The following is a 13,067-nucleotide window of genomic DNA, read 5'->3' as shown; positions in this document are numbered from 1 at the left end:
GCCCGGAGGGGAGGGGTCGGCGGTACCGGCGGACGGGCAGCGGAGGGTGCCCGTCAGATTGCCTCGCCTCTCACGCGGCGATGCAGCAGCCAGGTACCGCCCGCGGCGGCGACGGCCAGCGCCGCCACGCCCGCCGCGGTCTTCACGGGGTCGGGGCCGAGCGCGCCTCCGACCCCCGTCTTCACACTTCCCCTCGGGTGCGTCGGCTCGCCGCCGGCGGTGAGCCTGACCACCAGATCACCGGCCACCTCCGCGCCGTCCCGGGAGCACCGCGCGACGATCTCGTACGTCCCCGGCTGGGCGCCCGGCGGCACCCTGAACCGTCCCGTCGTGTTCCCCGGCGGAGTGCCGGGCGAGAGGGTGAACGCGCCGGCGCCGACCGAGCTCGCGTCGCCCGCCGCCGTGCCGTCCGCACCGCAGGCCACCGTGCCGACGGTGACCTCGGCACCCGGGACGACGCTCGTGGGGTGCACCTCCAGCCGTCCCGCTCGCGTGTCCGCCGTCTCCGCGCCGTACGCGGGCCCGACGCCGAGACTTACGGCGACGACAGCGAGGGCGGTAACGGTTTGCAGCCGGGAGGCTCGCGGCCGGGCGGTATGTCGCATGGTGGTTGCTCCTCCGAGAGGGCACGGCCCGCGACACCCCCAGGTGCCGCTGAGTCGGTCGAGCCCCTGCCCTACCGAGGTAAGTGGCACCCAGCCTCCCGCGCTTCCTGATGAACTGTCAGAAATGATGTGAATGGGTGTCAGGAGAGGAGGTGTCCGAGCCGAAGATGCCCGGCATTCCAGCAGGTCATGGGCGCGCTGCGAGTGCTCCTCGGCAAAAAACCCGTAAGGGGGAGGCCGGACCTGTGAACGGGTGACCGCCGAGCTCGCGAGACCGACCACTCAGCGACGACTTGACCTCAAGGAAAGTTGAGGTACGAGGCTGTGCCCATGAAGACCACTGAGACCGCTGAGACCGCTGAGATCACTCAGCAACACCGCACCCCTGCCCCCACCGTGGCCGCCCTCGCGGAGGCCCCCAGGGAGATCCCCGTCCGAGTGACCCTCGTCATCGGCAGCAACCGCGAGGGCCGCTTCGGCTCCGTGGTGGCCGACTGGCTGATCGGCCGCATCCGCTCCCACGGCGACTTCGAGGTGGACGTCGTGGACGTGGCCGAGGTCCCGCTGCCGACGACGCTCTCACCCTCGCCCGAGGCGACCGAGGCGCTCGCGGCCGTCACCCCGAAGCTGTCGTCCGCGGACGCCTTCATCGTCGTCACCCCGGAGTACAACCACTCCTACCCGGCCGCCCTCAAGAACCTCATCGACTGGCACTTCCACGAGTGGCGCGCCAAACCGGTGGCCCTCGTCTCCTACGGCGGCATCTCGGGCGGCCTCCGCGCCGCCGAACACCTCCGCCAGGTCTTCGCCGAGCTGCACGCGACCACGGTCCGCGACACGGTGTCCTTCCACAACGCGCACGGGTCCTTCGAGGACTCGGGCCGCCTGAAGGACCCGTCCGCCCCGGACGCGGCGGCGAAGGTGATGCTGGACCAGCTGGCCTGGTGGGGGAGGGCCCTGCGGGAGGCGAAGGAGGTACGGCCGTACGCGGGCTGAGACTGAGGGAACAGAACCGGAGCACGGAGGCTTTGACGTAGAGACGTTCCGAAGCGATGCCGTATTGAAGCGACGCCGTGCCGATGGAGGAGCCCCCCATGCCGCTGCCCTCACAACCGTTGCGGAAGCTGGGCTTCCTGACCATCGGACTGTTCGACGAGGCCGATCCGCGCCGGGGCCACGAGTCGACCCTGGAGGTCATCGAACTCGGCGAGCGCCTCGGCTTCGACAGCGCGTGGCTGCGGCACCGCCACCTCCAGTACGGCATCTCGTCCCCGGTGGCGGTCCTCGCGGCGGCCTCCCAGCGCACGCACCGCATCGAGTTCGGCACCGCGGTCACGCCCCTGGGCTGGGAGAACCCGCTGCGCCTCGCCGAGGACCTGTCGACGGTGGACATCCTCTCCGGGGGCCGCCTCAATCCGGGCGTGAGTGTCGGCCCCCCGATGCACTACGACCAGGTGAAGCAGGCCCTGTACCCGGACACTGCGGCCTCCGAGGACTTCGGCTACGACCGGGTGGAGCGCCTCCTGGACTTCGTCCGAGGCAAGCCGGCCACGGACTTCAGCGGGGTGGAGGGCTTCGAGGTCTTCTCGGACAGGGTGCAACCGCAGTCTCCCGGCCTCGGCCGCCGCATGTGGTACGGCGGCGGCAGCCTGCGCTCGGCGCGGTGGGCGGGCGAGCACGGCATGAACCTGCTGACCAGCAGCGTGGTGAAGGCGGAGGAGTCCGAGGACTTCGCGGAGATCCAGCTGTCGCACATCCGCACGTTCCGCGCCCACCACCCCGACGGCGACGCCGCCCGCGTCTCCCAGGGCCTGGTGGTCATCCCCACGGACAGTGCGACCCGGGAACAGCGCGCGAAGTACGAGGAGTACGCCGCGAAACGCACCCCTCGCACGACCACCCCCCAGGGCCCGGCCCGCATGATGTTCGCCCCGGACCTTGTCGGCACCTCGGAGGAGATAGCGGAACGCCTGTACGCCCACGCCGCGTTCAGGGAAATCCACGAGGTGGCCTTCGCCCTCCCCTTCACTTTCGCCCACGAGGACTACGTGCAGATCCTGACGGACATCGCGACGAAGCTGGGACCGGCGCTGGGGTGGCGGCCCGCCGACTGAGGCCTTACCGGAGGGGCGACAACTTGCCTTCGCACAGCGCGGTTTCGAAGGCGGTCCAGGTGGTGGGGCGGATGCGGAGGGTCGGACCGCAGGGGTTCTTGGAGTCGCGTATGGCGATGGTGGTGGGGATGTTGGTGGCTATTTCGACGCACTCGGCCTCGGGGTCGCTGTAACTGGACTTGCGATACGTGAATCCGGACACGGCTCAGAGTTCCTTCCGGAGCTTGTGGAGGAACGAGACGGACTCCTGCTCTTCGAGGGACCGTTCGGCGATCATCTCGAACAGTTCATCGTAAGCAGTGGCGCCGTCTCCACCCTCCACCCACCGCTGAGCGAACGGGGCCTCCACGTACACGATGTCCATGGCTCCGGGTTCGGCGAACGAGATGATGTTGAACGAGCCGTTCAGTCCGAAGTGCGTGCCCGCGCTGAAAGGGAAGACCTGGAGGGTGACGTTGGGCAAGTCGGCCATCCCGACCAGGTGGTCGAGCTGGCTGCGAGCCGTTCGTACCCCACCCGGGAAGTTCCGGAGCACCGCTTCGTAGATCACCGCGTGGAGTGAGAGCGGCGCTTCACCGGAGAGGCGCTGCTGCCGTGCGATCCGGGCGGCCACGAACTCCTCGTCGGACTGTCTGCTCATGGCCGCCGATGTGATGGGGCCGCTCCTCAAGGCCCTTACGTACGCGGTGGTTTGAAGCAGTCCCGGGACGAACGCCGATTGCCACACCCTTATGGTCGTCGCTGCGCTCTCCAGGGTGACGTACTCCTGCATGACGCCGTGGATTGTGTAGTTGTCCCACCAGCCCTTGGCCTTGCGGCGTTCACGGTCGACCCTGGCCAACTCAAGGAGCCCACCGACGATGTTGGGGTCGTGGACCTCGTACAGCTCGCACAAGGCTCGGATGTCCGGATCGCGTACAGGTACCCAGCCGCCCTCCATCTTGGCGATCTTCGCTGTCGAAGCAGAGAGCACTGTCGCGGCCTGGGGCTGGGTGAAACCGGCTGCGGTGCGCAGATGGAGGAGTTCAGCCCCGAGCCTGCGTCCCAGGACGCTGGACGTGCTGTTCCCCTGACGTGCCTGGCTTGCTGTCACTTTCGCTCCCTTGGGGCTGTGCGGGAGCCAGTTTGCTGGCCGTGGCGCGGCACTCGCAACACGATCGGTGGATATCTTCCGGGTGGAGATTGATTGTCGAGCGCTCGTGTCGCTACCTTCCGCTGTGAACCCATCACGGCGCGACGCCAGTTGACCGTGGCGCTGCTCACCCCTGCCCGGAGGTACGCGACATGGCCACCCCCGAAGAATCCGCCCAGCCCCAGGCCCTCCACCACGACCGCCTCGACTACACCCCACTCCTCAAGAGCGTCACCCTCGCCCGCGGCCGCGCCCACCGCCTCCTCACCGAATGGGGGCACCCTGAACTCGCCGCCGACACGGCCCTGCTGGTGTCCGAGCTGAGCAGTAACGCCGTACTGCACGGATGCGTGCGCGACCGCCTCTTCCGCGTGGAACTGACCCTCACCGACCGCGCCGTACTTATCGCCGTCACGGACCCGAAGGGCGAGTCGCTGCCGAGCCCGCGCGTGGCGGCGGAGGACGACATGTTCGGGCGCGGCCTGCTCATCGTGCGGGAGATCGCCGACCGCTGGGGCGTGACCGAGCTGACGGTCGGCAAGTCCGTCTGGTGCGAACTGAACGTCGTACACCAAACACCGACCGCCCAAACGACCCGGCCGAGTAATTGGCAGATTTCGGCCACGAGTGACTCGGGTAGTGCCTGGTGACAGCCTCTAGGGCTGGCCCAAATCTGCCAATTACCCGCGGCGTGGGGGCGCGTCGCCAACTCGCGGGCGGTCAACCGAGGTGTGGAGGGCGCCGAGGGGCAGGGGGCCGGGCGAGGGCCCCGGCACGATGCGCTCGACGTTTGGGTGGGGAGATGGATCAACGTAGGGCACATGATCAACGAGGACGGAAGCCCCGGACCGGCGATCACGACCCCGACGTGTACGAGTGGGCTCCTGGTGGGTTCTTCGTCGTCCATAAGGCATACGGGCGCATCGGAGAGTTCGACGTCGGTGGCGTGGAGGTCACCGGGTACGACGAGGTGAGTGGCGCCTACAGGTCGCACTGCTTCGACAGCCAGGGCAACGTGACCGTCAGTGGCCTGGTCGCGCGTGGCGACACGTGGACCTACCAGGGCGGCACCACCCGTTCCACCGTGGAGTTCAGCGACGACCACCGCGTCCAGACCGTCCCGCACGAGCGCACCGATGACGGAACGACCTACCAGCCATCCATGAAGGTCACACTCAGCAAGGTCGAGTGAGGAGGCGGGAGGGCAGTGTCGAGATCCCGGGACCCTGCACGACAGCGGTGTCGTTGGCGTGGTGTGTACTGATGCCCGACCTGCTGCGACCTGGAGGCGCCGATGGCCCGCCTGTACGTACGTTCCGGCCTGGATCCCGATGAACCGGACGTGCCCGTCGCTGTCCTCCTCGTTGATCCCGAGGGCACTCCCGGGGAGCGCGCCGTGGCCCGGCTGGGCGACTACTGTCACGAGGTGAACGGGTGGGCCTGCCTGTTGCGGACCGACGGTTGGGCCGAGCAGGCACGCGACGGCGGCCAACTGGTGGTCGACGTCGCTGTCTACCCAAGCGCATTGCTCGCGGTCGGCGTGGACCCCGCCGACTTCACCGGCCGGTCGGTCGTCGACCCGGAGGCCGTGGTGATCCTGCGGGCGCAGACAGCAGCCGCTCCGGAGGCGTCCGTACGACTGTCCGAGGGGACCGTCGTCTTCACCACGGGCCTGGACATTCCACTGGACGAGTTGCTCGCGACCTACGACGACTGGCCGATGGTGCTCGCACCCCCGCCCGAGGAGTTCTACGACAACGACGACGACGATCGGTGCCCGGAACCACAACCGGAATGGACACCATGAACACGGCCCCCACCGAGGACCATTCACCCTCCTGCCGCGACTTGGTCGGTCTCCTCGCCCAGACCGACCGGCGCGCCGCCTACGCGGCCCTCGCCCTCGGCGCGACCTCCGTGGCCGAGGTCGCCGAACTGACCAAGCTCCGCCCACCGGCCGCCGCCGCGGCACTGCAGAAGCTGACGGACGGCCGGATCGCCGCCTTCGACAGCGAAAAGCGCACGTACACGCTGCTCGACGACACTTTCCGGCTCGCGGTCCAGGCCGAGGTCAGGGTCTCCGGTCGGGGCAGCGGAGACGGGGCGGGCTCCTACTTCCGTCGTGGTCGGCTCACGTCCATTCCGGGCAAGGCGGAGGTACGCAGCCGTGTTCTGGCTGTGGTGAAGGACTCGTTCGAGCCCGGCGTGACTTACTCCGAGGCCAAGGTCAACGCGATCTGCGGCGAATGGCTCGACGACTGGGTGAGCCTGCGCCGTGCCCTCGTGGACGAGGGACTGTTGCGCAGAAACGAGTCCGGCACCACCTACGAGCGCGTCTGACGGACGAGTGCCGTGTGCCGTGTGCTCCTTGTCCATCACGGCCGCAGTGAGGTCATCGGCCCGGAAACGGGTATCCCGTCGCTGAAGCCGCACCGCTCGGAGGGACTCACGCCCTCGGCGAAGAGGCTGGAGCAGGAGATCAATGCGACGCTGAGGTGAGCCTCGATCGAGTGTGGCGAGACGAGACGAGACGAGACGCTACGTTCCGTTCCGTTCCATTTATGGAAGGGGCCGACGATGAAATTCCTCTACGACGACGAGTCCTTCTCCTTCGAGGCACTGCGCGCCGCGGGCTACGCCGCCTATGGCGGTGCCGACCTCGGCGAGGTCCTGGTCACCTGCCGGCAGATCCCAGAGGGAGACGAGGAGGCATGGTCGGCCCAGTGGGCCGCGACGGCGGCGCGCATCGAGCGCATCGGCCGGGACGCGTTGGCCGCCGGTCACCGAGTCAGCGCCCGGGAAGCGCTGCTGCGCGCGTCCAACTACTACCGGACCGCCGACTTCTACCGCCGCGAGAATCCCGCCGCTGACGCCGAGTCGGCGCGGCTCGCCAGGGCCTCCCAACAGACGTTCGCCGACGCGGCCACCCTGCTCGACCCGCCGGCGCGTGCCCTGCGCATTCCGTACGAGGACACCACGCTTCCTGGCTACCTGTTCCTCGCCGACGATTCGGGCACCCCGCGCCCGACCCTGCTCTACCACGGTGGCTACGACTCCACCCTCGAAGAGAACTACTTCGCGCTGGCCGCGGGCGCGCTGCGGCGCGGCTACAACGTCATCGCGTTCGACGGCCCCGGCCAGGGCAGCACCGTCCGCGAGCAGGGCCTGCACTTCCGGCCGGACTGGGAGGCCGTGGTCACCCCGGCCGTCGACTTCGCGCTCGCCGTGCCCGAGGTGGACGCCGAACGACTCGTGCTGGTCGGCACGAGTCTGGGCGGCTACCTCGCCGCGAGGGCGGCCGCCTTCGAGCACCGCCTCGCCGCGTGCGTGCTGCACGACGGCGTCGACGACTTCCACGAAGTCGCCGCCGCAACCGCCGGCCGAGCCGCTGCGACGCCCGGCGGTATGGAGGCGCTGATGGCGCAGAACACCATGGTGCGATGGGTGGTGCGCAACGGCCGGTGGACCTTCGGTGTCTCCGACTTCGACGAGCTGCTCAAGGCAACCGACGCATACACCCTGGCGGGTGTCGCCGACCGCATCACCTGCCCGACACTCGTACTCGACGCCGAGAACGACCAGTTCTTCAAGGGGCAGCCACAACGTCTTCTCGGCGAGCTGACCTGCCAGAAGGAACTGATCCTCTTCCGTGAGGACGAAGGCGCAGGCGAGCACTGCCACGAGGGCGCGATCTCCCTGTTCCACCAGCGCACCTTCGACTGGCTCGACACCGTGCTCGCCGGCTGACCTCGCAGACCGTCCTGCGGGTCGTGTCGTCCATGGCACCCTCCGCCCCGGCGAGCACAACCACGACCCAGTGCGCGGACGAGGAGTGCGGTGTCGTGACACGACTGGATGAATCGGGCGGGCGGACGGTTTGACTGACGCCTCCACTGCCTATGGATGCCGTGCCGACAACGGCGTCGATCGGCAAGTACGCGGGAGGTCGTCATCAACAGCTATGCGTTCCGGACCGGCAGGCGTTTCGCCGTGGTCGGTGCGGTTTTGACGGCGACGGCCGTCGTTGCCTCTCCGGCCGGTGCCGGCGCTGCCAGGGGGTGCTTCGACCGCGCGAAAGAGCCCTACACGTCGGTCGTCGACAGCCATCTGCACTTCCGGCCCTTCGGGGGGCGGGCGATCCCCTTCGAGGAAGTCACCGGCTATTTGCACAAGGCCGGCGTGCGCCATGCAAGCGTGTACGGCATCGGCCAGACTCTGCCCGTGGATTCCGGTTGCACGTACTACCTGGACTGCCCCGGCACTCCCGTCGCGCCAAGCATGAAGAACGATTTGGTCAACGCGGCGAATTACGTGGAGGCGAAGCCGCAGGACCCGGCACTCACGCTCTCCATGACCTTCATGGATCTCAACCGGCCGGAGACCATCCCGCCCGGGATCGCCCTGTACGACAAGGAGTTCCCGGGGAAGTTCCGATGGGCGGGAGAAGTCAACCTCGTCAAGCAGGCGTTGTTCCCGAACCACCACACGCCGGCGACGAACAAGAACATCGAGGACTGGGCACCCTTCATGAAGGTGCTCCGGGAGCGCGGGATTCCGATCACCATCCACGCGGATCTGGGGAACGACCGGGAGCCGACGAAATACCTCCCCTTGATGGAGGAAACCCTCCGCCGCTACCCGCACAACAAAATCGTATGGGCCCATATGGGGCTGTCGAAGGAACTGGCCACCCTGGATCCCGACCAGCACATCCGGATCCTGGAAAGGCTTCTCGACGCGTATCCCCGCCTGGCCCTGGACCTCAGCTGGCGGGTGCTGGAGGACCAGTACTTCAGCAAGCCGGGGGTCAGGGAAAAATACGCCGCGTTCCTCGACCGGTATCCGACCAGGGCGATCCCGGGCACAGACTTCGTGGCCTCCAGGAACAAGGACTACAAGGTCTACGAGGAGGAACTCGAGGTCACCAGCCGCATCAACAAGGCGCTCGGCGACAAGGCGTTTCGCGGCATCGCCCTCGGCGAGAACTACTTCCGGCTGAACGGCGTGAAGGAGACAGCCCCGGAGGTGTGCAAGGCCGCGCGGTGACCCTCGCGTCCCGCTGCCGTCGTTGAGCGCGGGGTGGTACAGGGCGATGACCTGCCGGCGGTCGGACCTTGGCGCGACGCAGGGCGCGTTGTCGACCGCCTCCGCACGGGGCTCGCCCGCGGAGCGAGAATCGTTTCTGTGACCACCCGACTCCCCTTCTTCGTCTACGGCACCCTCCGCCCCGGCGAGCACAACCACGACCACTTCCTGCGCGGCCGCACGGAGTCGGAGGAGCCTGCCCGGATGCGGGGGCTCGTTCTGTACGAAGGGCCCGGCTATCCGTATGCCGTGGAGGAGGCGGACGGTGCTGTCGCCGGTGAGGTGGTGACGGCGCGCCCCGAGGCGTACGACGAACTCCTTCGCGCTCTCGACCGGTTGGAGGACTACGTGCCCGGCGACCCCCGCAACCTCTACGACCGGGTGGACCGGGAGGTGACCTGCGCGGACGGAACTGTCCTGCGGGCCTGGGTGTACGTGGCCGCCCCCGCCGTCGCGGCCCGGCTGCGCACCCACGGCAAGCTCATCGAGAGCGGGGACTGGCGAAGTCCGAGGTGAACGCCTACTCCTCCAGAACCCCCAGCTCAATCAGGACCCCGGTGGCGATCACCAGGAGCGCCAGGATCACCGAGACGGCGATCTTCACCCTGCCGTACTGGGCGCCGAACAGCCCGCGCAGACGATCGGTGAAGCGGGGGACCGCCGCCGCGCCGTGTTCCTGCGCGGTGTGCGCGGCCGAGGACGGTGGTGCGGACAGGGCGGGCTCGCCCGCCTGCGGCGTGAGGACGGTCCGTCGCTGGTCGAGCGCGGTCGGTTCGTAGGGCCGTCTCGGATCCGGCACAGCCGGTTCCTGGGCCTGCCGCACGTGCTCCTTGGCGGACGGCGTGGCTGACTGCTGCGCCGTCTCCTCCGCCGCCGGGGTCGGCCGCCACCAGCCCTCGCTGCGTGTCAGCGTCGTACCCTCTGCCGCCGCGATCCGGTGGCATTCCTCGATGATGTCGGAGAGCGCGGGACGCTCCGTCGGTTCCTTGGCCAGACAGCGCGCGATCAGGGGGCGCAGCGGCTCGGGGCACGCCGTCAGGTCCGGCTGCCGTGCCACGATCCGGTACAGCAACGCATGCCCGTCGCCCTCGCCGAACGGATGCCCTCCGGTCGACGCGTAATAGCCGATGAGGCCGAGCGCGAAGGTGTCGAGTGCCGGGGTCGCGGGCTTGCCGTCGGCCTGCTCCGGCGACATGAACGCCGGCGTGCCCAGGCGCACATCGGTACCGGTCAGCGCCGTCGCGTCGGCGGAGCGTGCGATGCCGAAGTCGATGACACGGGGGCCGTCCGCGGCGAGGAGCACGTTCGACGGCTTCAGATCGCGGTGCACCACGTCGGCCGCGTGGATGGACTGGAGCGCCTCGGCCACGCCCGCAGTCAGCAGCAGTACGGTCCGCAGCGGCAGCGGCCCGTGTTCGAACACGGCGCGTGCCAGCGAGGGGCCGGGGACGTATGCGCTGGCCAGCCATGGTTGCGGCCCGTCGGTGCTGCTGTCGACCACTGCCGCGGTGTACGCCCCCTGCACCCGGCGTGCCGCCTGCACCTCGCGGGCGAAGCGGCGCAGGAACTCGGGGTTCTGCGCGAACTCACGCCGGATCACCTTCAGCGCGACGGGCTGCCCGCCTCGTGTGTGGGACAGGTACACACTGCCCATCCCGCCCTCGCCGAGTTTTCCGCTCAGCACGTAGCCCGATATCTCAGCCGGATCCCCCGGCCCCAGAGGCTCGATCATGGTGATGTTCCTGCCCCGTCCTCTCCCCATCCCCGGGTCCGCGACTCACGATCAAGTCGAGCGGCCAGGCTAGTGGATTGGTGGTCGTCGAAGGACGGTTTCGGCCGCGAGACGGTCAGGTTCGGACCGTCTCCAGCCGTACCGCGCACGCCTTGAACTCCGGCATGCGGGACGTCGGGTCGAGCGCCGGGTTGGTCAGTGTGTTGGCGCGGCCCTCGCCCGGCCAGTGGAACGGCATGAACACCGTGTCGGGGCGGATGGCGCGGGTGATGCGCGCCGGAGCGACCGCGCGTCCGCGCCGGGAGACCACGGCCACCGGGTCACCTTCGGCCGCCCCGAGCCGCTCGGCCAGCCGCGGGTGCAGTTCGACGAACGGGCCGGGCGCCGCGGCGTTCAACTCGTCGACGCGCCGGGTCTGCGCGCCGGACTGGTACTGGGCGACCACGCGGCCGGTGGTCAGCAGCACGGGGTACTCGTCGTCGGGCTCCTCGGCGGCGGCACGGTGCGAGACGGGGACGAACCGGGCCCGGCCGTCCTCCGTGGCGAAACGGTCGAGGAAGAGGCGGGGGGTGCCGGGGTGGACCGCCACCTCTGTGCGCTCACCTGCCGGGCTGTCGGGCAGGCCGTCGAGCGAGGCGTCCTCGCGGTCATCCGCGCCGTCGGCCTCGTTGTTGTCCGTGTCCCCACCCGCCGGGCACGGCCAGAACACCCCGTTCTCCTCCGCCAGCCTCCGGTACGTGATGCCCGAGTAGTCGGCGAGCCCGCCCGCGCCGGCCCGGCGCAGTTCGTCGAAGACCTCCTCCGGGTCCGTCGGGAAGCCCTTCTCCAGGCTCTTTTCCATGCCCTTCCCCAGGCCCGTCTCCCCGTCCAGGCGGGCGGCCAGTTCGTGCAGGACGTGGAGGTCGCTGCGGACGCCCTCCGGCGGGGTGATCGCCTGGCGGCGCAGCAGTACGCGGCCCTCCAGGTTGGTGATCGTGCCGGTCTCCTCGGCCCACTGCGTGACCGGCAGGACGACGTCCGCGAGAGCCGCCGTCTCCGAGAGGACGACATCGCAGACCGCCAGGAAGTCCAGCGAGCGGATACGGTCCTCGATGTGCGCCGCCCGCGGGGCGGACACCACCGGGTTCGAACCCATCAGCAGCAGCGCGCGGATGTCCGTACCCAGCGCGTCCAGCAGTTCGTACGCGCTGCGGCCCGGCCCCGGCAGCGAGTCCGGGTCCACGCCCCACACCTCGGCGACGTGCCGCCGTGCCTCGGGGTCGACCAGCTTGCGGTAGCCGGGCAACTGGTCGGCCTTCTGGCCGTGTTCGCGCCCGCCCTGGCCGTTGCCCTGCCCGGTCAGGCACCCGTAGCCGGACAGCGGCCGGCCCGGTCGGCCCGTCGCCAGGCACAGGTTGATCCAGGCGCCCACCGTGTCCGTGCCCTTCGACTGCTGCTCGGGCCCACGCGCGGTGAGCACCATCGCGGACTCGGGCTCGCAGAACAGCCGTACGGCCTCACGGAGTTGGGGCACGGACACTCCCGTGATCCGCTCCACGTACTCCGGCCAGTGCGCCATGGCGGCGGCCCGCGCCTCCTCCCAGCCGCTGGTGCGCTCCCGGATGTACGCCTCGTCCGTGCGGCCCTCGGCGACGACCAGGTGCAACAGGCCCAGCGCCAGGGCGAGATCGGTACCGGGCCGCGGGGCCAGGTGGAGATCCGCCTGCTCGGCGGTGCGCGTGCGGCGCGGGTCGACGACGATCAACGTGCCGCCGTTCTCGCGCAGTTCGGTGAAGTACCGCAGTGCGGGCGGCATCGTCTCCGCGAGGTTCGACCCGACGAGGATCACACAGCCCGTCCTCGGAATGTCCTCCAGCGGGAACGGCAGCCCCCGGTCCAGGCCGAACGCCTTCATGCCCGCGGCCGCCGCCGACGACATGCAGAAGCGCCCGTTGTAGTCGATCTGCGAGGTGCCGAGCACGATCCGCGCGAACTTGCCCAGCGCGTACGCCTTCTCGTTCGTCAGCCCGCCCCCGCCGAACACGCCGCACGCGTCCGGGCCATGCTCCGCCCGCGTGCGGCGCAGCCCCTCGGCGACACGGTCGAGTGCCTCGTCCCAGGTGGCGGGCACGAGCGCGCCCTCGGAGCGCACCAACGGGGAGGTCAGCCGCACCCGGGACGAGAGCACCGCCGGCGCCGTACGGCCCTTGCCGCACAGCGCGCCACGGTTGACGGGGAAGTCCGCCCGCTCGGTCACCTCGACGCCCCCGCTCGGCAGGGGCGACAGATTCATCCCGCACTGCAGGGCGCAGTACGGGCAGTGGGTGGGCGTCGAGGTGGTCCGCATGCGGTTCAGCGTGCTTCGGCCGTGTTACGCGTCGGGACGCGGTCCGTTACGCGGCCGGGACGGGGACCTCCCG

14 protein-coding genes are annotated in these 13,067 nt (G+C 69.5%); 9 read left to right on the top strand and 5 right to left on the bottom strand.

Features of this window, described 5'->3' with window-relative positions:
* Positions 1–53 precede the first annotated feature (53 nt).
* Positions 54–605 (bottom strand): hypothetical protein, encoded by a 552-nt coding sequence (locus FPZ41_RS26385; protein WP_152866178.1) that lies wholly within the window; start codon positions 603–605, stop codon positions 54–56.
* A gap of 330 nt (positions 606–935) precedes the next feature.
* Between FPZ41_RS26385 and FPZ41_RS26380 the strand changes: the two genes are divergently transcribed.
* On the top strand, positions 936–1,601 hold the full coding sequence (locus FPZ41_RS26380) for an NADPH-dependent FMN reductase (RefSeq protein WP_152866177.1): 666 nt from the start codon (positions 936–938) through the stop codon (positions 1,599–1,601).
* Between the two features lie 98 nt (positions 1,602–1,699).
* Complete coding sequence (locus FPZ41_RS26375; protein WP_152866176.1) at positions 1,700–2,719, top strand: LLM class flavin-dependent oxidoreductase; 1,020 nt, start codon at positions 1,700–1,702, stop codon at positions 2,717–2,719.
* A 4-nt stretch (positions 2,720–2,723) separates the two neighbouring features.
* Here FPZ41_RS26375 and FPZ41_RS26370 read toward each other — a convergent pair whose 3' ends face one another.
* Together FPZ41_RS26370 and FPZ41_RS26365 are read right to left on the bottom strand one after the other, a co-directional pair.
* Positions 2,724–2,921, bottom strand: a complete 198-nt coding sequence (locus tag FPZ41_RS26370; protein WP_322620747.1) for a DUF397 domain-containing protein — start codon at positions 2,919–2,921, stop codon at positions 2,724–2,726.
* A 3-nt stretch (positions 2,922–2,924) separates the two neighbouring features.
* Positions 2,925–3,812 carry a helix-turn-helix domain-containing protein gene (locus tag FPZ41_RS26365; protein WP_322620746.1) on the bottom strand — a complete coding sequence of 296 codons (888 nt, stop codon included), beginning with the start codon at positions 3,810–3,812 and terminating at the stop codon, positions 2,925–2,927.
* Between the two features lie 191 nt (positions 3,813–4,003).
* Between FPZ41_RS26365 and FPZ41_RS26360 the strand changes: the two genes are divergently transcribed.
* The 7 genes from FPZ41_RS26360 to FPZ41_RS26330 all read left to right on the top strand — a co-directional run bounded on the left by FPZ41_RS26360 (position 4,004) and on the right by FPZ41_RS26330 (position 9,452).
* The gene (locus tag FPZ41_RS26360; RefSeq protein WP_152866175.1) at positions 4,004–4,501 is read left to right on the top strand and encodes an ATP-binding protein; all 498 of its coding nucleotides are present in this window, start codon (positions 4,004–4,006) and stop codon (positions 4,499–4,501) included.
* A gap of 152 nt (positions 4,502–4,653) precedes the next feature.
* Positions 4,654–5,043, top strand: a complete 390-nt coding sequence (locus FPZ41_RS26355) for a hypothetical protein (protein WP_152866174.1) — start codon at positions 4,654–4,656, stop codon at positions 5,041–5,043.
* 102 nt (positions 5,044–5,145) lie between these two features.
* Positions 5,146–5,658, top strand: a complete 513-nt coding sequence (locus FPZ41_RS26350; protein ID WP_152866173.1) for a hypothetical protein — start codon at positions 5,146–5,148, stop codon at positions 5,656–5,658.
* A complete protein-coding gene (locus FPZ41_RS26345; RefSeq protein ID WP_152866181.1) occupies positions 5,655–6,191 on the top strand; it encodes a DUF2087 domain-containing protein in 537 nt (178 codons plus the stop codon). The genes FPZ41_RS26350 and FPZ41_RS26345 overlap by 4 nt, the downstream gene beginning before the upstream one ends.
* A 237-nt stretch (positions 6,192–6,428) precedes the next feature.
* A complete protein-coding gene (locus FPZ41_RS26340; protein WP_152866172.1) occupies positions 6,429–7,598 on the top strand; it encodes an alpha/beta hydrolase family protein in 1,170 nt (389 codons plus the stop codon).
* Positions 7,599–7,841: 243 nt separating this feature from the next.
* Positions 7,842–8,897: an amidohydrolase family protein gene (locus FPZ41_RS26335; protein ID WP_322620745.1), complete on the top strand. Its 1,056-nt coding sequence runs from the start codon at positions 7,842–7,844 to the stop codon at positions 8,895–8,897.
* Positions 8,898–9,026: 129 nt separating this feature from the next.
* Complete coding sequence (locus FPZ41_RS26330) at positions 9,027–9,452, top strand: gamma-glutamylcyclotransferase family protein (RefSeq protein WP_322620748.1); 426 nt, start codon at positions 9,027–9,029, stop codon at positions 9,450–9,452.
* Between the two features lie 4 nt (positions 9,453–9,456).
* On the opposite strand, the gene FPZ41_RS26325 is transcribed toward FPZ41_RS26330, so the two are convergent.
* Together FPZ41_RS26325 and FPZ41_RS26320 are read right to left on the bottom strand one after the other, a co-directional pair.
* Positions 9,457–10,668 carry a serine/threonine-protein kinase gene (locus tag FPZ41_RS26325; protein WP_407698818.1) on the bottom strand — a complete coding sequence of 404 codons (1,212 nt, stop codon included), beginning with the start codon at positions 10,666–10,668 and terminating at the stop codon, positions 9,457–9,459.
* A 115-nt stretch (positions 10,669–10,783) separates the two neighbouring features.
* Positions 10,784–12,994 (bottom strand): molybdopterin oxidoreductase family protein, encoded by a 2,211-nt coding sequence (locus FPZ41_RS26320; RefSeq protein ID WP_152866169.1) that lies wholly within the window; start codon positions 12,992–12,994, stop codon positions 10,784–10,786.
* Between the last annotated feature and the right edge of the window lie 73 nt (positions 12,995–13,067).

This window comes from Streptomyces acidicola (genome assembly GCF_009377235.1).
GTDB lineage: Bacteria > Actinomycetota > Actinomycetes > Streptomycetales > Streptomycetaceae > Streptomyces > Streptomyces acidicola.
The sequence above is the reverse complement of the archived record's forward strand: the minus strand, read 5'-3'. Positions and strand labels throughout refer to the sequence as shown.